General features: G+C 56.1%; 31 protein-coding genes and 1 tRNA gene. 7 read left to right on the forward strand and 25 right to left on the reverse strand.

What is annotated here, in order from left to right; translation table 11 throughout:
- The first annotated feature begins 161 nt into the window (after positions 1 to 161).
- The 5 genes from rpsU (at position 162) to AC2IBB_RS31150 (ending at position 5,134) form a co-directional block, all read left to right on the forward strand.
- The gene (gene rpsU, locus AC2IBB_RS31130) at positions 162 to 377 is read left to right on the forward strand and encodes a 30S ribosomal protein S21 (RefSeq protein WP_011399974.1); all 216 of its coding nucleotides are present in this window, start codon (positions 162 to 164) and stop codon (positions 375 to 377) included.
- A 136-nt stretch (positions 378 to 513) separates the two neighbouring features.
- The gene (locus tag AC2IBB_RS31135; RefSeq protein ID WP_486330519.1) at positions 514 to 957 is read left to right on the forward strand and encodes a GatB/YqeY domain-containing protein; all 444 of its coding nucleotides are present in this window, start codon (positions 514 to 516) and stop codon (positions 955 to 957) included.
- Between the two features lie 132 nt (positions 958 to 1,089).
- Positions 1,090 to 2,892, forward strand: a complete 1,803-nt coding sequence (gene dnaG / locus AC2IBB_RS31140; RefSeq protein ID WP_486330520.1) for a DNA primase — start codon at positions 1,090 to 1,092, stop codon at positions 2,890 to 2,892.
- 123 nt (positions 2,893 to 3,015) lie between these two features.
- Complete coding sequence (gene rpoD / locus AC2IBB_RS31145; RefSeq protein ID WP_486330521.1) at positions 3,016 to 4,947, forward strand: RNA polymerase sigma factor RpoD; 1,932 nt, start codon at positions 3,016 to 3,018, stop codon at positions 4,945 to 4,947.
- 110 nt (positions 4,948 to 5,057) lie between these two features.
- Positions 5,058 to 5,134: transfer RNA gene (locus tag AC2IBB_RS31150), tRNA-Ile, on the forward strand.
- A gap of 386 nt (positions 5,135 to 5,520) precedes the next feature.
- Here the strand turns inward: AC2IBB_RS31150 and AC2IBB_RS31155 are convergent.
- Entirely contained in the window at positions 5,521 to 5,943 is a 423-nt protein-coding gene (locus AC2IBB_RS31155) for a hypothetical protein (protein ID WP_486330522.1), read from the reverse strand.
- A 61-nt stretch (positions 5,944 to 6,004) separates the two neighbouring features.
- On the reverse strand, positions 6,005 to 6,292 hold the full coding sequence (locus AC2IBB_RS31160; protein WP_486330523.1) for a hypothetical protein: 288 nt from the start codon (positions 6,290 to 6,292) through the stop codon (positions 6,005 to 6,007).
- Between the two features lie 905 nt (positions 6,293 to 7,197).
- Here AC2IBB_RS31160 and AC2IBB_RS31165 point away from each other — a divergent pair.
- The gene (locus tag AC2IBB_RS31165; protein ID WP_486330524.1) at positions 7,198 to 7,509 is read left to right on the forward strand and encodes a helix-turn-helix domain-containing protein; all 312 of its coding nucleotides are present in this window, start codon (positions 7,198 to 7,200) and stop codon (positions 7,507 to 7,509) included.
- A gap of 85 nt (positions 7,510 to 7,594) precedes the next feature.
- Positions 7,595 to 8,428, forward strand: a complete 834-nt coding sequence (locus AC2IBB_RS31170; RefSeq protein ID WP_486330525.1) for a reverse transcriptase family protein — start codon at positions 7,595 to 7,597, stop codon at positions 8,426 to 8,428.
- Positions 8,429 to 8,529: 101 nt separating this feature from the next.
- Here the strand turns inward: AC2IBB_RS31170 and AC2IBB_RS31175 are convergent, their stop codons facing one another.
- The 23 genes from AC2IBB_RS31175 to AC2IBB_RS31285 all read right to left on the reverse strand — a co-directional run bounded on the left by AC2IBB_RS31175 (position 8,530) and on the right by AC2IBB_RS31285 (position 25,089).
- Positions 8,530 to 9,375 carry a hypothetical protein gene (locus AC2IBB_RS31175; RefSeq protein ID WP_486330526.1) on the reverse strand — a complete coding sequence of 282 codons (846 nt, stop codon included), beginning with the start codon at positions 9,373 to 9,375 and terminating at the stop codon, positions 8,530 to 8,532.
- 242 nt (positions 9,376 to 9,617) lie between these two features.
- Positions 9,618 to 10,709: a hypothetical protein gene (locus AC2IBB_RS31180; protein WP_486330527.1), complete on the reverse strand. Its 1,092-nt coding sequence runs from the start codon at positions 10,707 to 10,709 to the stop codon at positions 9,618 to 9,620.
- Positions 10,685 to 11,398 (reverse strand): hypothetical protein, encoded by a 714-nt coding sequence (locus AC2IBB_RS31185; RefSeq protein WP_486330528.1) that lies wholly within the window; start codon positions 11,396 to 11,398, stop codon positions 10,685 to 10,687. The genes AC2IBB_RS31180 and AC2IBB_RS31185 overlap by 25 nt, the downstream gene beginning before the upstream one ends.
- Positions 11,395 to 11,916, reverse strand: a complete 522-nt coding sequence (locus tag AC2IBB_RS31190; protein WP_486330529.1) for a baseplate complex protein — start codon at positions 11,914 to 11,916, stop codon at positions 11,395 to 11,397. Before AC2IBB_RS31190 ends, AC2IBB_RS31185 begins: the two co-directional genes overlap by 4 nt.
- The gene (locus tag AC2IBB_RS31195; RefSeq protein WP_486330530.1) at positions 11,913 to 12,812 is read right to left on the reverse strand and encodes a hypothetical protein; all 900 of its coding nucleotides are present in this window, start codon (positions 12,810 to 12,812) and stop codon (positions 11,913 to 11,915) included. The genes AC2IBB_RS31190 and AC2IBB_RS31195 overlap by 4 nt, the downstream gene beginning before the upstream one ends.
- Positions 12,809 to 13,405, reverse strand: a complete 597-nt coding sequence (locus AC2IBB_RS31200) for a hypothetical protein (RefSeq protein ID WP_486330531.1) — start codon at positions 13,403 to 13,405, stop codon at positions 12,809 to 12,811. Before AC2IBB_RS31200 ends, AC2IBB_RS31195 begins: the two co-directional genes overlap by 4 nt.
- Before the next feature lie 14 nt (positions 13,406 to 13,419).
- Positions 13,420 to 15,117 (reverse strand): phage tail-collar fiber domain-containing protein, encoded by a 1,698-nt coding sequence (locus tag AC2IBB_RS31205; protein ID WP_486330532.1) that lies wholly within the window; start codon positions 15,115 to 15,117, stop codon positions 13,420 to 13,422.
- A 9-nt stretch (positions 15,118 to 15,126) separates the two neighbouring features.
- Positions 15,127 to 15,651, reverse strand: coding sequence for a phage tail protein (locus tag AC2IBB_RS31210; protein ID WP_486330533.1), 525 nt, complete (start codon positions 15,649 to 15,651; stop codon positions 15,127 to 15,129).
- The gene (locus tag AC2IBB_RS31215) at positions 15,648 to 16,817 is read right to left on the reverse strand and encodes a baseplate J/gp47 family protein (protein ID WP_486330534.1); all 1,170 of its coding nucleotides are present in this window, start codon (positions 16,815 to 16,817) and stop codon (positions 15,648 to 15,650) included. The genes AC2IBB_RS31210 and AC2IBB_RS31215 overlap by 4 nt, the downstream gene beginning before the upstream one ends.
- Positions 16,814 to 17,131, reverse strand: coding sequence for a DUF2590 family protein (locus AC2IBB_RS31220; protein WP_486330535.1), 318 nt, complete (start codon positions 17,129 to 17,131; stop codon positions 16,814 to 16,816). Before AC2IBB_RS31220 ends, AC2IBB_RS31215 begins: the two co-directional genes overlap by 4 nt.
- Positions 17,132 to 17,134: 3 nt before the next feature.
- The gene (locus AC2IBB_RS31225; RefSeq protein WP_486330536.1) at positions 17,135 to 19,159 is read right to left on the reverse strand and encodes a phage tail tape measure protein; all 2,025 of its coding nucleotides are present in this window, start codon (positions 19,157 to 19,159) and stop codon (positions 17,135 to 17,137) included.
- Positions 19,160 to 19,166: 7 nt separating this feature from the next.
- Entirely contained in the window at positions 19,167 to 19,259 is a 93-nt protein-coding gene (locus AC2IBB_RS31230; protein ID WP_486330537.1) for a DUF6890 family protein, read from the reverse strand.
- Between the two features lie 83 nt (positions 19,260 to 19,342).
- Positions 19,343 to 19,621 carry a putative phage tail assembly chaperone gene (locus AC2IBB_RS31235; protein ID WP_486330538.1) on the reverse strand — a complete coding sequence of 93 codons (279 nt, stop codon included), beginning with the start codon at positions 19,619 to 19,621 and terminating at the stop codon, positions 19,343 to 19,345.
- A complete protein-coding gene (locus AC2IBB_RS31240) occupies positions 19,611 to 19,817 on the reverse strand; it encodes a phage holin (protein WP_486330539.1) in 207 nt (68 codons plus the stop codon). Before AC2IBB_RS31240 ends, AC2IBB_RS31235 begins: the two co-directional genes overlap by 11 nt.
- A 1-nt stretch (position 19,818) precedes the next feature.
- Complete coding sequence (locus AC2IBB_RS31245; RefSeq protein WP_486330540.1) at positions 19,819 to 20,298, reverse strand: hypothetical protein; 480 nt, start codon at positions 20,296 to 20,298, stop codon at positions 19,819 to 19,821.
- Positions 20,295 to 20,882 (reverse strand): hypothetical protein, encoded by a 588-nt coding sequence (locus tag AC2IBB_RS31250; protein ID WP_486330541.1) that lies wholly within the window; start codon positions 20,880 to 20,882, stop codon positions 20,295 to 20,297. The genes AC2IBB_RS31245 and AC2IBB_RS31250 overlap by 4 nt, the downstream gene beginning before the upstream one ends.
- The gene (locus AC2IBB_RS31255) at positions 20,879 to 21,115 is read right to left on the reverse strand and encodes a TraR/DksA C4-type zinc finger protein (RefSeq protein WP_486330542.1); all 237 of its coding nucleotides are present in this window, start codon (positions 21,113 to 21,115) and stop codon (positions 20,879 to 20,881) included. The genes AC2IBB_RS31250 and AC2IBB_RS31255 overlap by 4 nt, the downstream gene beginning before the upstream one ends.
- Positions 21,116 to 21,118: 3 nt before the next feature.
- A complete protein-coding gene (locus tag AC2IBB_RS31260; RefSeq protein ID WP_486330543.1) occupies positions 21,119 to 21,574 on the reverse strand; it encodes a DUF2597 family protein in 456 nt (151 codons plus the stop codon).
- Positions 21,575 to 21,592: 18 nt separating this feature from the next.
- Positions 21,593 to 22,696 carry a DUF2586 domain-containing protein gene (locus AC2IBB_RS31265; protein ID WP_486330544.1) on the reverse strand — a complete coding sequence of 368 codons (1,104 nt, stop codon included), beginning with the start codon at positions 22,694 to 22,696 and terminating at the stop codon, positions 21,593 to 21,595.
- 2 nt (positions 22,697 to 22,698) lie between these two features.
- The gene (locus AC2IBB_RS31270; protein ID WP_486330545.1) at positions 22,699 to 23,352 is read right to left on the reverse strand and encodes a phage virion morphogenesis protein; all 654 of its coding nucleotides are present in this window, start codon (positions 23,350 to 23,352) and stop codon (positions 22,699 to 22,701) included.
- The gene (locus AC2IBB_RS31275) at positions 23,336 to 23,824 is read right to left on the reverse strand and encodes a phage tail protein (protein ID WP_486330546.1); all 489 of its coding nucleotides are present in this window, start codon (positions 23,822 to 23,824) and stop codon (positions 23,336 to 23,338) included. The genes AC2IBB_RS31270 and AC2IBB_RS31275 overlap by 17 nt, the downstream gene beginning before the upstream one ends.
- Positions 23,824 to 24,288 carry a head completion/stabilization protein gene (locus AC2IBB_RS31280; RefSeq protein ID WP_486330547.1) on the reverse strand — a complete coding sequence of 155 codons (465 nt, stop codon included), beginning with the start codon at positions 24,286 to 24,288 and terminating at the stop codon, positions 23,824 to 23,826. The genes AC2IBB_RS31275 and AC2IBB_RS31280 overlap by 1 nt, the downstream gene beginning before the upstream one ends.
- Positions 24,289 to 24,387: 99 nt before the next feature.
- Positions 24,388 to 25,089, reverse strand: a complete 702-nt coding sequence (locus AC2IBB_RS31285; RefSeq protein WP_486330548.1) for a phage terminase small subunit — start codon at positions 25,087 to 25,089, stop codon at positions 24,388 to 24,390.
- Between the last annotated feature and the right edge of the window lie 66 nt (positions 25,090 to 25,155).

The following is a 25,155-nucleotide window of genomic DNA, read 5'->3' on the forward strand; positions in this document are numbered from 1 at the left end:
ATCCAAATCGCCGTTAAATCAGGCGCCGCTCGAGCAGGTTTGTTAGAATTTATACAACCCAACACCTTTACAAGGGCAACCTATCGGGATTACAATGCGCGCCCTATTTGTGTTGACACAATTTTAACCGATTCGGTTTTTACAGATCATAGAGAGGGGATATGCCTTCCGTAAAAATTAAAGAGAACGAGCCATTTGACGTTGCCCTTCGCCGCTTTAAGCGTTCATGCGAAAAGGCAGGAATCCTTTCAGAAGTGCGTCGTCGCGAGTTCTACGAAAAGCCAACCTCCGAAAGAAAGCGCAAGTTGGCTGCTGCTGTAAAACGTCACGCGAAGAAAGTTCAGCGCGAACAGAGACGTTTCGAGCGCCTGTATTAATCGAATTACGCCCGCATTGACCTAGTCTTAATATTATTGAGACTGGGTTATCGGCGTTATTAAGATTTTTACAAGCCTTTATATTTCCCAGTTCTAAACGCTCATACTATCCAATACGGACAGAGACGAATCGATCATGTCATTGAAAGACAACTTAACTGACGCTATGAAATCAGCCATGCGCAACAAGGAGAAAGACCGCCTTGGAGCTATTCGCTTGATTTTGGCTGACATTAAGCGTATCGAAGTGGACGAGCGCATTGAAATTGATGATGCTCGCATTCTCGAAGTTCTGGATAAGATGGCGAAGCAACGCAAAGACTCCATTACCCAGTTCTCAGCCGCTGGCCGGGACGACCTGGTCGCCAAAGAGCAGCTTGAGTTGGACGTCATTCAGGAGTTTTTACCTGAAGCGCTCAGCGAAGAAGAACTTGATCAGCTTATCCAAACTGCGGTAAGCGAATCAGGCGCGGAGTTGATACGTGACATGGGCAAGGTGATGGCGATCCTGAAACCGCAAGTTCAGGGCCGCGCAGATATGGCGGTCATTGGGCAGAAAGTTAAAAAAGCTTTGTCCTGATTGCTACTGCAATTACCTTAATCACCCAGTTCGTTTCTCTATATCACGTCGGCCTGTATCAGGCCTTCGTTAGGTCAGAGTGGTTGCAGGCGCTCCCTGCAACTAGACTTTCTTACTTAATAGATTAAAGTCATGGCCGGTCTAATTCCTCAAGCATTCGTCGACGACTTACTCTCTCGGGTTGATCTCGCAAGCCTTGTAGCTGAACGGGTAAATCTAAAGAAAACAGGCGCAACTTATCTAGGTCGCTGCCCTTTTCACGACGAAAAGTCTCCCTCGTTTCACGTTTACAACGAAAATCACCCCGCCCACTACCACTGCTATGGTTGCGGCGCTCATGGCGACGCCATCAACTTTATCAAGGAAACAGAACACCTTTCCTTTAACGAAGCAGTAGAGCAATTAGCGAGACGTTGTGGCGTAGAGGTGCCTAGAGATAAAGCAGCAGAGCAAAAGATCAGCCAGAACCGATCGCTGTACGACGCATCGTCACACGCAGATACAGCATTCCGCAAAGCACTTGGAAGTCACCCGCAACGCGCCATCGCTCAGGATTACTTAAAGCGACGCGGTATTTCTTCCGAAATGGCTGAACTTTATGGGATAGGGTATGCGCCTGCACAGCGCCAATTCCTTAGCGGCTCCAGCGACCGCAATCTGGTCAAAGCGCTCAGCACGCTCCGCCTGGTGATAGAGAAAGAGCAAGATCGCTTCGATATGTTCCAAAATCGCCTGATGTTTCCCATCCGGGATACCCGAGGCAGGACTATCGCCTTCGGCGGCCGAACGCTTGGTAACGACCGCAGCAAATATATCAACAGCCCGGAATCCCCCATCTTTCACAAAAGCAATGTGTTATATGGATTGTGGGAAGCACGCAAGCAGTCTCGCAAACTGGATCAGTTGATAGTGGTGGAAGGTTACCTTGATGTCATTTCTCTCGCTCAGTTTGGCGTGGTTAACGCCGTTGCGGCGATGGGGACCGCCACCAATGAGGATAATTTAAGCCACCTATTGAACACCAGCCAGGACATCGTCTTCTGCTTCGATGGCGACAAAGCCGGCTTGGCGGCTGCCGATAAGGCGCTTAATAACTTGCTCCCCATGTTTCAGGATGGCTATAAGGTCAGCTTCTTGATTCTCCCGGAGGGCGAGGACCCTGACACATTTGTCAGGAACGAAGGCGCGGATGCATTCCGCGAGCGCATCGCCAACGCCACACCTCTTTCAGAGTATTTTTTCCAGGCCATGAGTCGAGGTCTGGACCTGTCCATTGCGGAAAACAAAGGCATACTGTCCACTCAGGCCCGCACAGCACTAAAAGTCATTAATGCGCCGGTACTAAAGGATGCTCTTTACCAGCGCCTGAATGAACTGACACGCTCTTCTCGCTGGGGAGACCGCCAAGGCAAAAATGGCGGGGAGTGGAAAAAAGGCGATTGGAAAGGCAAAAAAGGATTTTCATTTCAGAACCGGGAGGAAGCCCGTGAAGATCGTATCCCCGTGCCAAACCGGAACACAGCCAGAGCATGCCTTGGCCTATACATTAATCCGACTTGGGCTAAAGAAATCTCCAATACTTTGAATTACGAGATTACTCAGAACGATGAAAAGGCCTTGACTTATTTTCTGGAATGGCTGCTTAAAGAAAAAGTCGAGTCCACGGAAGACCTACTCTATCAATTGTCTATAGATCCACACCAGCAGCGCCGGTTCAACAATGTGTTCAACTCTTTAGAATTCATTCTCAGTGAGGAAGAAATTGAGGCGGGAGCGCAAGAAAGTTTATTAGTGCTCAAAAGAAAATATTTCGACAGGTCTTTTGACAAAATTCATCAGGATCTTTCAAGAGACCCTAAAAACAAGGAGTTACACGAAAAATTCAGAACAATGTCGAGCGAAAAAATGGCGATGATCGCCACACCGAAATCTTAATCTTGTGTGGACTTGAAAATTTTTAAGTCGTCTCCACATAGGGTTTCTAGCGCGCAAACAGTATACAGGCTATAATAGCTGTTTGTTTTTCTCCCATTAAGCCACCGAATTCGTAGGGTGACTATGTCAGGCAATTCCCGAAAATCTCGATTGAAAGAACTCATCGCCCGCGGCAAAGAACAAGGTTACCTAACATACGCAGAAGTTAATGACCATCTGCCAGAGGATATAGCAGATCCGGATCAGGTGGAAGACATTATACGCATGATTAACGACATGGGTATCATGGTCTGCGAAGAAGCTCCAGATGCGGATACCTTGTTGATCACCGATGGTGATTCCACTGATGAGTCTGTAGCAGCGGAAGCTGCGGCGGCGCTTGCCTCTGTCGAAAACGATGTAGGTCGCACTACTGACCCGGTGCGTATGTACATGCGTGAGATGGGTACGGTTGAGCTGCTGACTCGTGAGGGTGAGATCCAGATCGCTAAGCGCATCGAAGAAGGTTTGCGCGATGTTATGGCCACGCTGGTTTACTATCCTGGCACGGTTTCCAACATTCTTGCCGCTTTTGACGCTACACAAGGCGAAGATGGCGGTCGCGTCAGCGACGTCATCACAGGGTTCCTTGACCCAGTAGAAGACGGCGTCATTCCTGTAGCTGCCGAAGAGCCAGAGTCCGAAGACATCGATGAAGATGAGGAGGACGAGGATGAAGAAGCAGAAGAGAGCTCAGGTAAAGACGGCGAAAAAGCCAAAGGCCAGAACAAGGACCTCGATGATGAAGAGGACGAAGAAAGCGATGGCGATGACAACAGCGATAGCGACGATGATAACGACAGTGGCCCTGACCCTGAAATCGCTCGCGGCCGTTTCGCTGAGTTGCGCGAAGCCTTCAACACGCTGAACGTCGCCATTGAGAAACATGGCCGTGACAGTCGTGAAGCACAGTCCTGTTTTGACGAAGTCAGCCGTATTTTTGCGCCCTTCAAATTAGCACAGAAACAATTCGACGAAATTATCACCACGATCCGCATCACTAACGACAGCGTCCGTAAATATGAGCGCGAGATCCTGAACATCTGCACCCGTGACTGCAAAATGCCGCGCAAGAACTTCATCAAGATGTTCCCCGGCAACGAAACCAATCTTGAGTGGGTTAAAGGTCTGGGCGCTAGAAGTGAGGATTGGGCAAAAACGGCGCAAACCAAAGAAGAGGAAATCACTCGTCTACAGCGCCGCATCATCAGCATTCAGAACGAAGTTGATCTGCCTGTTGGAGACATCAAGGAAATCCACCGCAGGATCTCCATTGGCGAGGCAAAAGCCCGTCGCGCCAAGAAAGAAATGGTGGAAGCCAATTTGCGCTTGGTTATCTCCATCGCCAAGAAGTACACCAACCGCGGTTTGCAGTTCCTGGACCTGATTCAGGAAGGCAACATCGGTCTGATGAAAGCGGTAGACAAGTTCGAGTATCGTCGCGGATACAAGTTCTCCACTTATGCGACTTGGTGGATTCGTCAGGCTATCACACGCTCTATCGCCGATCAGGCTCGCACTATTCGTATCCCGGTGCATATGATTGAGACCATCAATAAGCTGAACCGCATTTCCCGCCATATGCTGCAGGAAATGGGCCGTGAAGCGACGCCGGAAGAACTGGCGAAAAAGATGGACATGCCAGAAGACAAAGTGCGTAAGGTACTGAAAATCGCCAAAGAGCCCATCTCCATGGAGACGCCAATCGGTGACGACGAAGATTCGCATTTGGGCGACTTCATCGAGGACTCTCACGCAGAATCTCCAATTGATTCAGCGACCACTGAAGGCCTGAAAGAGTCTACTCGCCGCGTACTGGCTGGTTTGACCGCAAGAGAAGCCAAAGTACTGCGTATGCGGTTCGGTATTGAGATGAATACGGACCACACTCTGGAAGAAGTCGGCAAGCAGTTCGACGTCACCCGTGAGCGTATCCGTCAGATCGAAGCCAAAGCCCTGCGCAAGCTGAGACACCCCAGCCGCTCAGACCACCTACGCAGCTTCATCGACGATTAATCGAAAGCTAGCAAAATACTGGCGCCAACTATATCTGATAGGTATAATTGGCGCCCTCTCTTCCCCCGACCTCTTAATTCGGGACTTCTGAGAAATCAGAAACACTATAAGGGCCTATAGCTCAGTTGGTTAGAGCAGCGGACTCATAATCCGTTGGTCCCAGGTTCAAGTCCTGGTGGGCCCACCAACTTTTTCCTTTAAAAACAGCAAGTTACAAAGCAACCCCTTTCTGGTTATGGCGTAATTTCGTGCTGTTTTCGCCAAAGTGTCAACAAAGTGTCAACGCGGAAAAGTCTGAGTTCTCACTAGCAACCAAAAACGGCGTTGAAATTGGTGATTTTCTTAAAAGCCTGTTTTCCCGAGCAGGCTTTTTGGAAGCGCGGCCCCCTGCGACTTATCCAGAGCACCTCTTCCCTACTCTATCGTCGAGAACTTCTTCAGCGTCTACTTAACTGTTGTTTCCAGGTTGCCTCCCATGCGGGGAGCGTGGATTGAAACTATTTGTTGACTCCTTCCTTGAGAGCATAACGTCTGAGCTATGGGGAGGGGCGGCAGTCCCACATGAGTGATTTGTTATGGCTGAGGAAAATTTCCACACTCCAACTCAGGCAAATTACTAAAGGTTGCATGTTCTTCAAATTCACTCGCCATAATTTCATTTAGAGCATCAATACTTTCCTGGCGTGGGACTCCTCCGTGATGATCCAAGTCGAGATGACCTACAAGCACCGGAAATAATGTGAGATAACGTGCCAATAGTATCGTTCGGTGACGACCGTTAATAAATTTAATAACGCCTTCTTGAATGTATACGGCTGGCGGAGTGAAGTAACTCTCGCCATTAAATTCAAAGAACCAATCTTTATGATATGCATCGTCAATTCGTTGGGAATAACGGCACAGTAAGTCAGCTCGGTCAGTGAAGCTTATTAACTTCTCGGCATTAGCCAAAATCAACCGGTCAGTCGCTGCCGTTTTCATGACCTTTTTATTCATGTGGGCTCTCCTAACAACGGCCGAGCACAGCTAGGTCCAGCGCACGTAATGCACGGCCTTGTTAACTGTTTTGTATTTGTTGGTTATAGAACTCACACCGATCCTCTAGGCCCATAGATTTTGCAGCCTCCTTCAGCTTTAGCCAAATCTCTTTTGGCGGCTTGCTCGTTGCCTCAAGTGCTGCTTCTTCTAGCATATCAAGTGCTAGCTCTAGCTCGTTGTGATCAAGGTATTCATCATACTCGGCGATATACTTGCTGCCCCCTGCGTAATCACAGAGAACTGCGCGGGCCTCGCTCAACAGGGCTATAGTAACCTTCCACTTTTTTTCTAATTCTCTGAAGCTCATAGGATAGTTAACATTTGTGTATCACGAATGTGCGTTTTTCCACTCCAACACTTTGAATATAGTTCCTCCAGCCACGGGTTCCAGTGTAAAAATCTCGGAAAGGCAAGCCACCAAACATACGAAAAACTGTGCGAGTGCCTTTACAGATTCGTTAACGAGCAGCCTGTGTGCCGCCCTCCCTATGAGAGGCGACTTATTCTCTCACTTACAATTCAAAACACCTCAAATATTTTCAATAAATGAATTTCAGCACTTAGGCGTCAGTCCTTCCAGCATGAGGTTTTACCCGTTTGCCAACTTTCCCTACATAAAGTTTTTTGCAAAACGCGCAGGCGTGGGGAGGAGTGAATATTCATGAAAGTGCATGAGTTAGCCTTCTAGATCACCAACAAAGTTCGCATATAGCGAATATTGTTTGCAAATAGCGAACCGATGAGATAACATTCAACTACGTTAGAAAAGGGAGCCAGTCACCGGTTAATTGAGTGAGGTTACTCACTCGTGGAGACTTAGTCTCTGACTTTTACGCCGCTCATGCTGCAGGGTCAAGCGTGAAGCATTGCCTCGCAGGCCAAGCGTGCGACCACGTCGTGTGGTGACACCACGACGTGAAAATTGGGGTTTATTGCCAGTCACTCCCAATGCTCTTCTGGTAATGGTGACCCAACACTCAATTCCGAGTGTTGGCAATCAGAGGAGATTATCTGATATGAAGATTGAGGATTTTTCTAACGTAGTCTGGCAAACGCTTAAACGGCAGAAGCCTAAAGAGAGAAAACACTCTAAGCAGTGGAAAATAATCAAATTTTTAATAAAATTTTGTATTATTGTCTGGAAAGCTCTGAGGTTTTTCTTTAATGAGGACGACGCTTCTTAAGCGGTCCCCTCTTTTTTAAGGAGTAAATATGATATACAGGGCATTAAAAACAATTCGCCAATTCCATGGCCTTACCCAGGTGGAACTGGCATTACAATTAGAAATTTCAAAGTCTTATCTTTGCGAGATTGAGTCTGGCAAAAAATCTGTTAGCTACGAGCTTTTAGATAAATACTCAAAGATATTTGAAATTCCTGTTTCCTCTCTTGTTTTCTTTTCTGAAAACTATGACGATATAGATACTTTCCCCGGAAAGTTCAGAAGTATAGCTGCTAATAAAATCTTAGGGATTATGGAATGGGTGGCTCTTCGAAATGAAAAAAAATCGGAAAAAGCCTAGGATAATAACAAAAAACAAAATATATCCTATACACGACTCACCTCTCTATAAGTTATCTAGCAAAAAGCGCTTAGCAAATATTTTAATGTCGACCCCACAAGAGCTAAAGTCTCTTTGTGGGATTGACAACTACCGCTGTTTCTTTCAGATCAAAAATCATAAAAAAAGACATATACAAGAACCATTACCAAAGCTAGACAGAATTCACTCAAGGATTGCGAGTTTTCTGTGCCGAATGGAGCCAAGCGAAACATTACATTCAGGTCGAAAAGGTCGCTCTAACATAACTAATGCAAAGATACATCTTGGTGCAAGAAAAAATGTCATAACGTTAGATATAAGAAGCTTCTTTTCTGCAACATCTCGATTGCAAGTTTTTGACTTTTTTTACAATACGATGAAGTGTACACCAGACGTAGCAGACTTACTTTCTCAGTTACTCACATATAATGAGCATATACCTACAGGAAGTCGCGTTAGCATGCCATTAGCTTACTTTTCTAATAAGAAGATGTTTGATGAGTTTGAGATCTTGGCGGGTAAAGTTAGTGCGAAAATGACTATTTATGTCGACGACTTAACTTTTTCTGGAGAAATTTTAAAAAGAAGCTTCATTTGTGAAATTGAGAAAACCGCAAAAAAATATAATAAAAAAATCCATCCATCCAAGTCTAGATTCTATGAAGCTGGTTCGGTCAAACTGGTGACTGGTGCTGCTATAGTTGGGAATGAGCTGAAGCCTAGAAACAAGCATTTACTTGCTTTGACTAATGACATATCAAAATGGTTAGACTCTCCAGAGGAAGACAAGGTGTTAGCAATGCGAATATTGGGTAGAATGACGTTCATTGGCTGTATAAACCCTCGATACAAAGACAAAGCAAGATCATTTAGAAATACTGTTTTAAGTAAATTATAAGGCGAGATGCAACTTTCAATAAAAAACTGATTTGTATGAGTCTTTTTTAGCTTGGCTAAGTTTCTTGCGTTGCTTGTTTTTTCAAACTGCGTGACATTTTTCTATACACTGTTATTTCTAGATCTAACTTTTAACACAAAGTGCCAGACCACGGAAGCAAGTAATGAGGCAAGAACCCCCAGACCGAAGCTGATAAGATTTTCATACCATAATGTTTTCCTCATTTGCCTTTCCTGCTCATCAAATATTGCATTAATCGTTTCTTGGTTTGCATTTACAATAGGTTCAATCGCTGATCTTTTTCTCTCAAGACTCTCAATCAAGGCTTGAGTTTTCTCAATTTCATTTTTTTTGCTTGAAATAAATAAAGATAAGCTGTTGAGGTTTTTCTCTGTTTCCTTTAAAAGAGAATACTGGCTTCTGTAATCTTGATTAGCCGCAATTTCAAGTGATCTTAATTGCTCCGTGCTATATATGGTATAAATAACCACAACAAGAAACCCAGTTGAAACTACAATGCTTGCCAAAGCTGTAATTCCAGGGCTTATCTTGTAAAATTTAAACCACAAATCCACCAAAATTTCGGAGAATCGATCAAATCTAAATGTTAATAATTGCTTTGTTAGATCTATTGTTGCTTTTATATATTCTTCCTTCTCTTCATGAAGAATATCGAACTCACTTGATATTATTTCCGCCCCTTCTGACTCTTCGCTTTCATTACTGATAGCACCAACTGGATACTCCCAAACATCAAAAGTAAGGCGGATGTTTTGATTGCAGTTTTGGCATGATATTTCAACCACAGATACATATTGCGTTTCTTGTCCCATTCCACGCTCTGTTGCAGACTCTGCCTGAAAACAAAAGTCTTCGTCTTTTAATTCGTAGCGAGCCCCACAATTTGTACATTCGAACTCTGCGCTACCAGTAATTCCATCATTCATCCTGTTATATGAACCCTTTACTAAATTAATATTTTTATCTTACATACAGTCGCTCTTCTAACACGTTTACTCCACTGAATAGAGCTTAAAGTGATTATTATTATCGAGGGTTGCCAACATTTTTTCACTGTTACAAAGTAGTCTTTTCTCTCAACTCAAATAACAAATATAGCACCTGCATCGGTATCTGCCGCATATGAAATAGATGTGCTCTATAAGTGTCCCAGTTGGTGCGGAGGAGGTTACAGAGTCAGCCTGGTAATCAGGTTTTTCAAAGCGCCTGCGCGGCTCGCCTGGCCGTTATGGCTCCCACTGCTTGATGGCGTCCCGCTGCCTCCGCCTCCGTGGGTGTGACTCGCTGTCGTAGCCGCCAACTCCTGAACCACCCCGATCAGATCCGCAATCACCTGCAACACATCCACGCCCCCGCTTCCCATGGCGATGGCTGGCGCTTGGATGGTCACGGCGGCGCTGGCTTTTAGCTGGATGATTTGCGCTTGGATCTGTCGTGTTGCGCTGGCGATGTCGGTATGGCTTCCCTGAACGTTTATGGTTTTGTTGGCGCTGGTTTGCGTGTCGCTGCCGCTGATTGTTGCGGAGCGCGAGCCGCCCACGGTGGCGTTGTCGTCGCCCTGGATCGACGCGTGCCGGTTCCGTGCGATGGCTTGGTTAAGATCGGCGGCGGTAGTCAGGTTCAGGTTATCCGCCGCCGATAGGTTTGCATGGCCGCCGCTCAGCAGTTTTAACGCGCCCAAGGCTTCTACCGTCTTTACGCCGCCGACATGTTCCACGCTGTGTTCGCTGACTTCGGTCAGGCGGTCCTGGTAACGCTCCTGGTTCTCCAGGGCGTCCACACAGCGGCGGGCGCTTTTGTCGGTTATGTCTCCGTGCGTCTCCCGCAGCCAGTCGCCTTTGGCGCTCACACGCTGGCGTACCGCTTCGGATTGCTGCCACACCAGGTCACCCGGCTGGACGCCAGGCGCGCCTAAACCCTGTCCCAGTACGGTGCGAATAAAGGGCTGGTCCGGCAGGCCGTAGGCGAACGCCACCTCTACGATGGTCCCAGGTTCCGGGAACCCAAACTGGCCGCGCTCAATGCCGCCATAGGACACCGGCAACGGCACGCAGCGATAAAGGGGAAGTTCCAGATCTTCCTCGCCCTGGGGCGTCAGTACGCGCACGTCTACGGCGTAGCGGGGGCGGAAGCGGTCGCAGAGTTCCGGTTTCTCCAGAGGGTCACTGATCGCCACCACCTTAGCTAGGCGCGGCAAGTGCAAATTGCCGCTCAGCTCCGGGAACATCCGCAATACTATCTTTTTAATCTCTTCGTCCACGGCGCAGCGCTCCAGGTCAGGTTCATATGATTGTCGGCCAGGCTTACCTGGGTGACGTAATGGGTTTGGTTAAGCCAGACGCCTGGGCGTAGCTTTGGCGTCGCCGGCAGGCGGGCGCGGTTGGCCACGCCGAAGCCGTTTAGTAAGTGGGTCGGGATCTCCACGGGCCGGGTCGCCCAGTAGCTATGCGCCCAACTGCCCACGTAGACCGCGCCGTCGCCTTGCTGTTGCCAGATCATGTGCGGGATGGCGTACACCTCCGCCAAGGCGTCCATGCAGTGGTAACCGCCGCCCCAGGAATAAAACGCCGGCGCTTTGGTGTTGGCGTAAGGCTCCGGCGGCGTGACGAAGGTTAGCCCGCTGTCCTGACTGATCGCCGCCAGGGTTTCATTTAGCGAGACGTGGCGCAGATTGAGCGGTAAGCGCCGGTTTAACGTGGCGGTCAGTTCCCGACAGAAAAGCCGCTGTTGTTGGTTATCCAGGGGCGTGCAGCTTTCCACGTAACCGATAAAAAAGCGCTGTAAGGCGCTGGGGTCATAGCCCAGCGCGAACTGGACCACGCCCGATAAGGGCGCGTCCGCCTGCACGGTAAACACGGCCCGCCCAGGACTGAACAACGCCAGGCGCACGTCTTCAGAGACCAATTTAAGCGGCGTTCCGCCGACGCTCAGGGATTTGTGAAGCTTCATGCCAGCGCCTTGTCCACCCGGCTCAGGAAGGTTTCAAAGCCGGTCAGGGTTTCCCCTTCGGCGGGCGTCTCCTCCTGGGCGGCGATGGTTTCCCCGGTGGCCTGTTGCGCCTCCGCCTGGCTCAGGTCGCGGCGCTGTTCGGTTTTCTCGGCCACGCTCAGGTATTCCGCCAAGGTGAAGCTGACGCGCCAGGCCTGGCTGGGGGACAGATCCTTGCACACGAACGCCCCGGTAAATTGCACCTGGCGCACGTTCATGGCGCGGGCCGTGTCTTCGACAATGTCGTAAACGCGCAGCTTGCCGGCGCGGTCCTCCGCTTCCGCCACTTTCACTAGATCGGTTAAATCCCTGGCGTGTTTCTTCAAGATCAACAGGGACACGGTCAGCGTTTTCGGTTTAATCCCCTTGTTAGCGCGCTCCGTGCCGCTGGTCTGGCCGCCTAAATCTTCCGTCTCGATGCGCAGATTGCCCGTCACCGTTAATTCGGTCCCGGGGACGGTAAAGTCGTTGAGTCTCATAATCCGAAAGTCTCTTTTAAAAAGGCCAGCCGGCCCGCGCCAGCGATGAGCAGCGCCCCCGCCGTCAGCACGTATTCATGCCCGGGCGCGCCTGCCTGTAACTGCGCCGCTACAGCTGACGCATCGCCCTGGGCGTAAAGCGCGTAACCCGCCTGTCCAGTCAGCTGGCCTTTTAACAGCTCGTAGTGACTTTGCAGTTGTTCTAATCGCTGACGCTTACGGGCGATCACCGCTTGTAACTCCTCTATCGGGCTTGGCGTTTCCGCCGCGTAACCCTGCGCTGTGGCCAGTTGCGCCCCGACCGCGCGCCCGTGCTGCGCCAGGCGCGGGATCTGCACGCCGTCGCGCGCCACCCAAGGCGGCGTCAGGGGCGCATCCGGCAGGATGAATTTTTCCTGCTCCAGGGTGGCTAGCTGCGCCGCCCGCCGCTGCGCCAGTTGCAGCTCCGGCGCAGGGAATACCGCGTTGAAGGACGCCAGGCGTTCGGCGAAGCCCGCCAGATCCCGCGCCACGATCAACAGGGCGACCGCGTCCAGCAGTCCACGGGGCCGGCCCGCGTCCTGGGCGTCAGTCAGTTTGGCCGCCAGGCGCGCCGCCGCATTGGGCGCGGACAAGTAGCGATATAAGCCGCTCCCGTCGCCCACGCCTTCCTGAAACGGATGCACACACAACACGCGTCCCTCGTATTGCATTAACGCCTGGTAGGCGTCCCGCGCCGCTGCCGCCTCGCTCGCCTGCGCCGCCAAAGGATTGCGCGCATAGGATAAAGACACACCTTGCATCCGCGCGCTGGCCTCGGCCAGGGACGCGTCCGCGCCGGCCAGGATCGGCGCCGCCAGGGCGACGGCTTGCGCTTCTTTTGCGGACGCTTTAAACGCCGTCAGTCGCCAACTCATGATCCCGCCAGCTCCTCAAAGGCGGGCAGCGCCGCCAGCTGATCAATAAAGGGCTGCGCCAGCGCCATTAAGTCGGCGTCGGGGTCAGCTTGATTGATGGCCGCCTTGCCCTGTAAGCGAATGCCGCGAATCCGCAGCAAGGCGGCTTGCCAACGCGCCGCCGTGCGTTCGATGTCGTCCGCCGCATCCAAGGCTGACAATTCCGCCGCGTCCGCCCAATGCTGGATGGCTTCCGGCACGACGTCGGCAGGTTGGCCGGCGTCGCGCCATTGCTGCACCTGACGCAGCGCCAGGCGGTATTCCTCCTCCACCAGCTGGCCAGCGCTGACGAAGGCGGCCCGGGCGTCGCCGGCGGCGGCGTCAATGGCGCGCCGCGCGCGCTCCCGGCGTTGGAAGATCGATTCCCGGGCGGGACGCTGCGCAACGGGCCGGCCCTGGTCGTTGATCTCAATGGCGAAGCCTTGCGCCTGACCCTCCAGCAACGCTTGGCGTTCCTCTTCGGTGACTTTCACCCCATCCAGGGGCAAGCCGCCGGCGGCGTGTAAGGATTCCAGGTAAAAGCCCCGGGTGCTGGGGCTGTATAAGTAATACATCGCGGCTTACCTCTTTATCTGCCAATGGCGACATACGCCACCTTTGTGACGTTCTCAATGGAGTTCGAGCGGTCCGTATAGAACGCCGTGCGGTTCCAGGTGTGAATGGGAACAATCTTGGTGGACCCCGGGTCCATGCGGTTGCCCACCACCACATAACAGACCGACGGGAACGCAATCGGAAACGAGAACGGCACGCTGCCGTCATTGATCACCGCCACCGTGCCCCACTGGATAATGATGCCCGTGGACGTTCGCACGTAGCCGTTGTTCGCGTTATGGCTGGTCTGATCCGAGTAACGCACGAAGGTAGACGCGGGCAGGCCGTCCAGCTTCGACGCGTCCGCCGCCTTGCCGTTGCGAGGCAATGCCGCATTGGCCAGGTCGTAGGCGATTTTTACCGCGTAGCTGGACGCCGCCACCGACTGGTTCGTGCTGCTCACGGAGTTGGACAAATCCACTTGCGCGCTCCACCGCGACGGCACGTTGACGAGGCGCGCCGCGTCGATCTGGTCCGAGGTTTTCTGATAGTGCGACGGCGTCAGCCCGCCCAGCTTGTCCGCGTTCACGGCGGTTTGCGTCGCCCCCAGTTTGGCGTCCGCCAGTTGCTTTAACGCCTTGCCCTGGGCCGCGCTCAGCGGCTTATTACTCACCTCCGTGGTCAGGTTGTTAACGATGTCCGCCACTTTGCTGTAATGGGCTGGCGTCAGCCCGCCCAATTTGTCCGCATTCACGGCGGTTTGCGTCGCCCCCAGCTTGGCGTCCGCCAATTGCTTTAACGTCTTGCCCTGAGCCGCGCTCAGCGGTTTATCACTGGCGGAGGTAGTCAGGTTGTCCACCACGTCCGCCACCTGCAAAAACAGCTGATACAGCGGCTTAGGGTCGCCCAGGCGGTTGCGGTGATCGCTCACCGCACCGTCGCCGGCGATGCTGGCCACCTTGACCAGGTGGTGCAATCGGTTGGCGCCGTCCACGAAGGACGCTTGATTAGCATTGCTGCACACCACCTTGATCACCGGCGCCACGTCGGTGGCGTTCCCCTGCAGGGACACGTCCAGCCACACGTTTTTCGGCAGCGAGCCGGGGTTAATCGCCTGGTCTGTTGCCTGCGCTACGCGGATGCCGCCCACATAACCCTGGCCGGCTTTTAATTTGTACTGATTCGATTCTTTGCGCAGCAGAAAACCGTCGCCTAAAAAAGCCTGCGCGCCGTATATGTCAAAATTGCTCAGGCGCTCGCGCTCGTCGATCCCGTCCAGGCGCGCGGTGAAATCAATCTGCCAGGTCTGCGCGTTGACGGTGATTTGGGTGGCGGCCTGGGCGTCGGTGAAGGCCATCATAAAATTGCGGGTGATCGTGTTGCCCAGGTTCACACCCTGGGTTTTGCGCTTGGGTTGCCGCTCCGTGTAGGCGGCGGCCACCAGGGTTCCGTCCTCCGCCTGCAAACCCACCCAATTGTAATAAAAGTCGCCCAGGTTCACGCCCAGCAGCAGGCTGTAAACCACCTGATCCGGGCTCACATAGCCGCTTTTAGTGACGGGGCCGCGCCACACGATGGCGGACGCCGGCGGCGTCGCCTCGTTGGGGTTCACCGGCTGGCTGGGGTCCAGCCCGTCGAGGTCCGCCAGGATAAACTGGTTAATGATCAGCGGTTGTCCCACCGCTTGTTTTTGTGCGATCAGATCGCGCCCGCTATTGAGTATCGCCGGCATGTCATCCCCTTAAAGCGTGGCCACGTCCGTGGCCCAGGTGTTGTTGAATTCCGTCAGCGCCACGCCCGCCGTCAGCGGGGTGATCACTTCGAACTGATAGCGCCGGCAGGTCCGGCCGTATTTGCCGATGATGATGGACAGCAGCTTGGCGTTCTGCGCCAGCTGGCCGTCCGTCACCCGCAGCGTGATCACGTCCCAGTCGCGGCCCGGGGTGCGCTCCTCCACCTCCAGGTAACCCACGCCGAGCCGCTGAAAAATCCGCTTCACGCCCGCCACGCTGCCGGCGTCCACCGCGTTGGCGTAGGCGTATTTCACCCGCAGCCGGTACAGGCGTTCCGGCTCGCCGCTAAAGCGCGTGATATTGCGCTGCCAGGCCAGCAGGTCCAGCACGCCCAGGGCGCAGGTCTCCGCGTCAATCTGACGCAGTGGCCAGCTAAGCCAATGCTCCACCCGCTCCCAGTAGCGCCGCGCGGCGCGGGTCAGCTTGGTCAGCTGTTCCCCGCTTAACCAGAACGGCAATTTAATCTCGATCATTGCAAGGTCACCGTCAGCGACTTCAGCCGGGGAATAGCCATCTGGCTGGTGATATCGCTGGTTTTAAAATCAATGGACGCCAGCGCCGGAAATTCCCCGTGTAACTCCTGCGCCAGGCGGCTGAAGGAAAACCGGCTAAACGGAAAGGTCCGCGTCGGTTGATAGTCCTGGTTCTCCCGAAACGCCGCCCGAATAAACTGCATGACCGACTGCCTTAACTGCTCCCGCGCGGGCGCGTCCAGGCGGTCGTCCGCCCATAGGTCGGCGCTGACGGCGTGCTGGGTTTCCGGCATGGCGAACACCTGCAGGTCATCGCCGTGGCCGTGGTTGCCGTCGTCGGAAATGGTCGCCTGGATGCGTGCTAAAAAAGCCGCGTCGGGCGTTCCGGTTTCAAACAAAATAAAGGCGTTGGCCGTGCCAGGTCCGCGCGGCGCCTCATGCTCAAAAAACACGTTGTCCACGCTGACGCCGTCAAAGCGGGCGATAATCGCCGTATACACCGCGTCCGTGTGCCATTGGTTCACCGCGCTGAACTGGTTGCGCACCCGCAGACGTAGCGCGTCGTCGCTCTCGCGATCCGCGCCGGGCTGCAACAGCCAGTTGTCCAGGTTGGTGACGGTCACCCCGGGAATGGGGCTTTGCAGCACCGCGTAATAGCCCGCCGCCAGGTTGTAGCCGCTGCCCGCGTCCGCCGCCTCCACCTCCGCCAACAAAGTGGCCTCGCCGTCGTGAAAGCGTTGCGTGGCGATAGTGCGTAAGCTGTAAATCTTGCCGTTAATGCTCGCGCTTTGAATCCCGGTTCCCGTTGCGATTTCCAGCTCGCCGGACAAGTCGGCCCGGTTGAACTGCACGCGCCCGCGCGCCTTCGCCGCCTGCTTGCGCTCCACCGCCACGCCCCAGGCCAGCAGATCCAGGGCGGAGCCGCTGGCCGTCTTCACGAACATTTGCGGCAGGACGCCGCTAATCAGCAGGTCCACCAGCCACAGCACGGGTTTGGTCACCAACACCGACACCATGCGCCACCAGGGCGAGTATTCGCTGTCGTTGCTGAACGCCACGCCCTGGACGGCGACTTCCTCCCGCCAGGCGCGGTTTAACTCCGCCTCGGTGGTGGGAATGCCGGCGTCTTTGACCTGGCGTCTAAAGTCGTCTGTATGGTCGTTCATAGGTAAAACTCTAAGTGGCCGTATTTCAGGGTTTTGGCGGTGATATAAAACGTTTCCGGGTCCGTGCGCGTGACCTTGGCCGTGCCTGGCGTAATCCGCGCGTCGTTCTCGATGCGGGTTTCTATGCGGCTCAGGTTTAACGCCACTTTTTCCGGGTTGCGCTCGCCGATCAGCTCCACCAGCAGGCCGCTGTCGCGGATCATGTGTTTCAGGTCCTGGGCGATGGACGCGCGCCCGCTGATTTCTATGGGCACGCCGATCCCGTCCAGGCTGATATCGTTGTTAACGATAAACAGGTCGATAAAGTCCGCCACGATTTACCCCGCCGCCATGCTCAGTTCATCCGCCAGCATGAAGCCGTTTACCGGCCCGTTGGCGTTGACCTCCAGTTTCTCCACCGTGACGCCCCGGTGAGTGGTGGTGTTGGCGTTGCTGACTTGCTGCAGAAAGCCCCCGGGCGGCGTCTGGTTCACTCGGCCTTCGTCCAGGGCCGGCGCAAAGCCCTGGATGCTTTCGCGCTCCTGGCGCACTTTTTCCGATAGCTGGATCTCGCCGCCGTCGCCAATTTCAATGCCGGGGATGGCGTTGATTTTGTCTATCAGCCAATCCACGCCCGCGCCGATCACGGCGAAGGGGTCCAGGTCGTTAAGCCATTGCGCGAACTGCGCCCACCAGTCGGGAATCGTTGCAAAGGAATCAATCACCCATCCCGCCAGATCCGCCGCCGCCAACAGCGGCGCAAACATGGCGCTTAAAAAGGCGTTGTCCTCGATCAGGCTGCGTAAGCCGGTCCACTTTTCCACGATCCAGCCCAGGGCGGCGGAGGCCGCCGCGCTGACCTCGTCCCAGTAGATCACCAGGGCGGCCAGGGCCGCGATCAGCGCCACCACGCCCAACACGATCCAGGTAATGGGGTTGGCCAGCAGCGCCGTGGAAAACGCCCAGGTCGCCGCCGCGCCGGTCAGCAGGGCCGCGCGCATGGCGGTAAAGGCGCCCGCCGCCAGGTAGGTTCCGATCTGCAACAGAAACAGCGCCGCGCGTCCGGCGCTGACCGCCAGCGACCAGGCGCGCATGGCACCCGCTCCCAGCAAAAGCACCGCATGCCAGCCCGCCAGGACCAACTGGGCGACGCCGGCGGCCAGGGCGAAGGCGGAGGCCGCCGCCACTAAACCGATCACAGTTAAGGTGGCGATCGCCACCAAACGGGTCAGGTTCGGAAACAATCGGGTCCAGCGCGTCAGGGTGTCCGCGCCGGCGGTCATCCGATCTAATAGCGGTTGCAGCAGGGGCAGGAACGCCCGCCCCAGGCTGACCTTGACCGCGTTGACGCCCGCCGCCCAGCGTTGCCAGGGATCTATCATGGCCTCGGCCATGCTCCGCGCTTTATCCATGCCGGTCTGCGCGCCCAGCTGGTCAATGGCGCCCGCCAGGCCTTGTGTGTTCTGCATCAGCAGCTTGACCAGGCCGACCGCTTCCGTGGAGCCAAAAGCCTTTTTCAACAGGTCCGCCTTGGCCACCGTGTCGATGTCGCCAAACTTCCCCTGAATGCGGGTCAGAATATCCACCATGGGCAGCAGACGGCCTTGGCTGTCGGTGAACGCCAGGCCCAGCGCTTTCTGGGCGTTGCCGACGCCGGCTAAGAACGCCTTGTATTTGGTGCCGGCTTCGGTCCCGCTCATGGTCGCTTGCAGCGATCCCAACACCGCCATTTGCTCCGCCATGGTCACGCCCTGGCTTTGCGCTTCCGCGCCCAGGTTGCCAAAGGCCGCCGCCATCTCCGCGCCGGTGGTTTTGAACATCTGCACCGCGCTGGCGGTCTGGCCAGCCAGGCGTTGCACCCATTGCGCTTTGCCCATCTGCTCCGCCGTGCGCTGAAACACCCCGTACATGGTGCCCATGTAATTGGTGATCGTGGCGCTGTCGGATTTGGTGGCCTTGGCCAGCACGCCGCCGGCCTCGGTGAACGCGGCCAGCTCGCGACCGCTTAGCCCGGCGATGGCGCTTTGAATGTCGTAACTGGAGCGGACAAAGTCGTCGGCGGCTTCGCCGTAACGGATGGAAAAGCGCAGCGCGGTTTCCTCCAGGGTGCGCAAGGCTTCATTGGCCACGCCCAGACTTTTGACTTCCCCCAAGGCGCGATCCATTTCAATGGCCGGCCCCAGCATGCTCTCCAGAGCGACGCCCGCGCCCAGCAAACCCGTCGCGCCGGCGGCCATCTGCACAAAGCCCCGGGTGGCGTGCTGCGTGAGCTTGTCCAGGCTGTGCTGGATCTTGCCGGCGACGCCGCTCGCCCGGTCGATCAGCGACACGCTGAACATCAGCTTTTCGAGTTTGTTGCTCATTGAGTCGTTACCCTTTTAAGGCTTTGGCGATGCCGTTCGCCACGGCGATTTCCTGGCGTTTCCAAAAGTCGGTTTCCAGAAACAGGGCGAACCCTAACACCTGTTCGTCCTGGTCCTGTCCCGGCAGCCACTTGGCGGCGTAGGCGCGTAACTGGTCGTAGCCGTTGGCGGCGACCTGGTCCGCTATGCGCTGCGCTTTTTTGCCACGATGCCCAGGTCCGGGGTGTACTCCTCCAGCACCGCGCCGGCCAGCTGCACCTCCGCGCCTGGCGTGTCGCGAATCAGTTTCACCAGGGCGTCGCGCTGCTCCTGGGCCACGGTCCCGACCAAAAAGTTATGGCTGGGGGCGATCTTGTTGTTAGGCGTCACCGCGTTGACGTACTTGTTGTACGCTTCGCGGGTCACGTTAAAACTGAAGTCCTGGTCCAACACGGTAAGGTCGATCATCTGTTTAGCGGTCATGGTTTTCCCCTTGGTTTTCTAATGCCCGTTTGCGGGCGAGTTCTAAATGCTTTTGCTTGTAACACCAGTTCATCACGAAGGTGGCCACGCCGATCAGCAGACCACCGAGCGCCACCCATTGATTGAACGTCAGGCCGGCCACGGTGGTGATCGCCGAGGCCGCATAGTTGGTTACGACGGCTGACTTTTCCGGCACCTTAACCACCTCGCTTAGCCTTAACCGCTTTGACGATCAGAGGGGTGACGTTCTTCACCGCCCGCTCGCCAAATAAAAAGCCCAACACCAGCACGTTGATGGTGATCAGCGCGGTTTGCTGCTGCTCGTTCAAGGTCCAGGCGCTAAACCACATCCAATCTAGGTACAGGGTGACGAAGCCCCACACCGGGCGCTGACAGCCTCGCAGAAACAACATGAGCGGCCCCAGGACGGGCAGGCGCAGCAAGTCTTTGGCGCTGCCTTCCAGTTCCTTGATACGCTCGGTTAACTGCTTTTCCGCCGCCTGGCGCGCTTGCTCCGCCTGACGCTTTTTCTCCAGTTCGAGGTTTTGCAGCGCCAGCTGCACATTGGCCCGCTGCGCCTCGCTCATGTCTGGCGGAAAGTAATCTTTCACCACCTGGTAAGCTCTGTCCGCCAGGCCGCCGGTCACCACGTCCACGACTTTGCTTAACAGGCTCATAGATCCACCTCATCCAACAGGGTGTAGGTGAAACGGGGTCCATACAGCCCCGCCGCCTTGCGACATAAGGCCATCAGCACATCAAAGTCGGCGCTGTCCGCAATGACCTGACAACCCGCTGACCAGCGATCTACGCGCAGGCTTTGGCCTGCTTCCGTGGCGCGGTGGCAATTAATGCCAAACAGGCCGGTTTCCATCTTGTCGCCGGTCTGCAAATACGCGTCCCGGTTCGCGTCGCGATAGACCGTAATCGGTGCGCGCTGCACCAGGGCTTCATATTTCCCTTGGTGTTTGCCCAGCGCCCAGACGCCCGCGTATTGGCCCGGCGCGACAATGGCGGTCCCTTTTTCGTTGGCCAAGTGTTCGCGCCAGTAAACGCCCGGGTCCGTGGTCGCGGGGAAACTAAAGCAGTGGGTTTGCCCCTGGATCTGAAACGCCACACACAGCAGGTCATTAAAGGTGTTGGCGTGGCGATCCTGGGAACGCACGCCCACCAGGTTCAGGTTGTAGTCGCCGCTTTCAAAAAAACGGTGGCCCTGGTTGCGCACCGTCGCGCGCAGTTGTTCATAGTTGATAGCGATCATCCGCGCCCCCTTTGGCGTCGTTGCCGTTGCGCATGTTGGTAGTAGTCTTCGCATTCCACGCAGCGGGAGACCCCGCCGAGCTGCTGCCGTAGCGGCGGAATGGCGTCCTCGCAGTCGATGCAGGCGGCGCGGCTGGGTTGGCCCAGGGTGGAGCCGGCCAGCTGCCGGGCCAGCGCCGAGACGTTTAGCTTTTCTTGCAGCTCGGCGGCCTGGTCTAAGATGTCTCGCGCCATGACTTACACCAGCTTTTCCGTTTCCGTGGCGTCCACGTAGGGCACGCCGTTAATGCGCACAAAATCCGGGTCCGTCACGTCGTAGGCCAGTTTGTGGGTCAGCTGCTCGCCGCCGCTGGCTTTGGCGTTGAGGAGATCCGAAATTCTTAACTTGCACCCAAACGCTTCAATGCGCAGTTCGCCGCCGCTGGTGGCGCCGTTAAACACCTGGTCGAAGGGCTCCAGGGCGCGGAAGCTGCCGGCGGCCTTGGCCGCGTCTAAAATGGTTTGCAGGTTGGTGGTGTCCACCGTGATATCGCCGGACGCGCTGACTTCGCCGTCTACGTATCCGTTAGGAATACCGCGCGTTTTGGTGACCGCCGTGGCGTCTTCAATGCTTAGGGTGACTTCCTCCACATGCACCAGCATGTCGCCGATCATCACGTCTATGTCTTTGCCGGAGAGGCGCTTTTGACTCATGGGTGTTCCTCCGTGTCCTTAGTGGGACAGATCCAAAATGATGTTGGCGGTAATGTCCTTGGGGCAGTTGTACGGCTGTACTTTTAAGTACACCTCCACCCGGGTTTTGGTCGGCCACAGGATTTCGATGCTGTCGTCCTTGGGGCTTTTGATTTCCCCGGGAAAATGTTCGCCCGCAAAAACGACGCTTTTGCTCATCTCGCGCAGCGGACGCATGAAATAGGTTTTATTGGCGGCGATGCTCACGGGCGTGGAATTCAGCGAGCGGTTCGCCACCCGCGCAATGGCCAGAATGCGAATGGCGCGCGCGGCCTTATCCACGACACGCAGGTTTTCAATTACCTGGTAATCGCCCGCCGGCACGTCTAACAGGTTGCAGTCGCCCCAGTAGGTCCCCGGGTAATCCGGGTAACGCTGCACGCAGGACAGACGGTTGGCGTCCAGGGTCGCCAGGGTGGCGTCCGGCAGCTCCACGCCGTCGCGATCCACGGGGGCGTCCCCCAGCCCCAACACGGAGCCGGTGGCGACGCGCATCGGGCTATCGGCGATACTCACCGCCCGATTACACAGACGCCCCACCAGCACGCCTAAGTCGTTGCCGTGCAGTTGGGGAATCACCGCCACGCGAGGACAGGCCGCGCCGTGGGTGATCGCCGCCTGGGCCGCCTCGTAATCGCTCCAGCTTTGCGTTTCAGAGTCCACGCCGGCGCTGGCGGTCAGCACGATGACGCGCCGGCCGATGGTGGTGCGGATCAATTCCGCTTTGGTTTGCATCGCCTCGATGGCGGCGGCTTCCGCCGCCGGCGCACATAGCGCCACCAGTTCCGGCGATACGGTCAACATGGCTTGATCCAGGGCGGTTTCCCAGGGATCGCCGCTGTTGATCGGCGCCGCGTAGGCGTGCCAGTTCTCGCCGCCATTGGCCTTGGCCGCCGCGACATTGGTTTTTAGGGCGCTGTCGTCCGCGCCCAGGATCTCGTCCAGGTTGCTTTGGGTGTTGAGCGATAACACCCGCCCCAGGTTCTTTGCGCCTACGCCGATAAACAGCGCCTTGCGCTCCACCTCGGGGAAGTTTCCCTGCGAGAGGTTCAAGTTATTGATGGTGACCTTGCCTTGCGCCATGGTTAACCCTTCGTTGCCTGCTTGAATGTCTGTTCAAAAATGCGATCAATGAACGCGTCGATGTCGTGCTGCGTCGCCCCTAAAAAGCTGCGCGCCGGTAAGGGAATCAGCCAGCGCCCCTGGCGCGGTTTATCGGTCAGCGCGCGCAGCACGGCGCCGGCCTGGCCGAAGGTCATGTTTTGCGTGACCCATTTCAGCGTGGGTCGTTTGCGTCCGCGTCCCTGGCCGCGCGGGATCGTGAATCCGGCTTCGCGCAACTGCCTGGCCTGGCCCCGGGTCGCCGGGGCGGCGTAGTCGGGTTGGCCGTGGCGCTGTTGCATGCGGGCGCGGGTCATCACTTCCGTGACGCCCTCTTGCTGCGCTCGCGCGATCCGCCCGACCAGGGCGTTTTTAAAGGTGATATCCACTCGATCCGCGCCGGCGAATACCGCCAGGCGTTTGCTAAATCCCCGCAGCATTTTTTTATTGCCCTGTTTGCGCGCCTCCCAGGGCTGACCGTCCAGGCCGGTCTGGCTGCGCAGGCACTTGCGCGACTGGGTCCGCACCTGGCGCCCGATCTGTCCCAGAATGCGCTTACGCTTGGCCGCCGGCAGTTTCAAAAGGGCCAGCTGGCGCTTTAATTTCAGGTGGCCGCCGACCTCAATTTTTACGGACATAAGGCGCATCCGTGGGTTGGGCCTGGTCGTCGCCCACGCCGACCGCGTCGGGCTCGTACACGGGGACCGACTCCACCCGCCAGAGCGCGCCGTTAAACCGGATCGCGCCGGCGGCGTCCGCGACCAGGTCGAGGTTTTCGTAAAAGCCGATGCGAATTTCTATGTCGGCGGTATCGTCGCCGTTTACGTCCACATCAATATCGGGATGACCCAGGCCGTCACGGTCCCGCTCGGGGTCGTGGTCCATGAGCCAGGTCACCACATGGGCGATCAGCAGTGGCGGCGGGCCGCTGTAACGCTCCACCACCAGCACCGCGTCATACTTCAGCCGGCACACGCGCACGCCCGCGCCCAGGCGCTTATCCGCCGCCTCCAGAGTTCCGTTTTCCATCCAGCTGTCCCACTGTTCCGCCGGCGCCAGCTCCTGGGCCAGCAGAAAGCGGGTCAGGTCGCGCAGCTTCGCCAACGCCATTACAGCAACTCCGCCGTGATACCCGTGGCCGCGCCCAGCAGGCGACGCAGGGCGCGCACGCTGTCGCTCAATAGGCTTTGCTCGGTGTCGTCCGACTCTTTCGCCAGGTTCTCCGCCTGCGCCCGTCGGTTCATGGTGGCGAAGGCGTTCAGCAGCGACGCTTTGGCGCGGCAGGACACCGCCCGCAGGTAGTACAGGACCAGCACGTTTTTCCCGTCCAGCTGCTCGGCGTTGACTTCAGCCAGCGACGCAACACCACCGCTCAGCCATTCCGCCTTGCGCATCGCCAGGCTGAAATTAATGTCCAGCATGGCCTGGCGCACATGGGCCGCGACCATGTCCCCGTGGTACTCCGCTGGGATGCGGTAAACCCGTTGGAACGCCGCCAAAGACAGGTCCGGGAAAAAGCCGTCATTGGTGAGCGTCGCCTCTATCACGGCGTTGCTTTTACCGCTGAAACTCATGGTCGCAGTCTCCGAATAAGAAGGCGGCGCGCACTGGGTTCCGCTGACGCGGCGCGAGGCCGGCAGCGTCCCCAGGCGCCCGCCTGGGTGGGTAGTCGGTTAGGCCAGTCCCAACTTGGCCTGTAGTTTGGCGATGCGGGTTTTACAGCCCGCCGCCGGGTTGGCCGCCTGCGCCTGTTCGAAATAGGTCAGCGCCGCGTTCAGGTCGCCGTTTTGCTCTGCGTTCAGGCCGCACTGGCGGTACAGCTTGCCCGCGACAATGTCGTTAGCCGTCGGCCAGGCCTGGGCCGTCAGCTTCGCCGCCGCGTCATCCAGGTAAGGGCTGGCGCTGTCGCCGGCCTTGAACTGACGCTCCGCCCAGTCGTGGACCTCTTCCAGCACGTAGGTGGGCAGATCCCGTTTAAAGTGGCCGGGCATGCATTGCTGTTGTTCAATGGCGAGGCCCGCCCAACTTAGGGCGCTTTCGATCTCGCCCACGTCGAACAACCAGATAACGCAGAACACCAATACTTCGTTGGGGTAGCGCTGGCCGCTGTCCCGGTACGCCTGCAAAAAGTCCATGAACTGGGGCAACACACGCGCCTTTAACGCGACCTTGTCCGGGATGCTGTCCAGCTCGGCCAGTTGCTCCCGGCATTGCGTCAGCGCCGCCAGGGCCACCGGGTAATCACCCCGCACCCGGGGCGATAGAGCGCTATGCATGACTGGCGAATTGCGCGCCATCTCCGCCGTTGTTAGGGCGTCGCTGGCGGCCTGCCTGGCGAGGCGGCGTTGTTTGTGTTGGACGGTCAGCAGTGGCATGGCTTCCCCTGTTAAAGCGATGAAAAAAAGCCGCTGGGCCGGCTTCAGACTCAGCCCGGCGGTAAG

This window comes from Hahella sp. NS-SX17 (genome assembly GCF_057367735.1).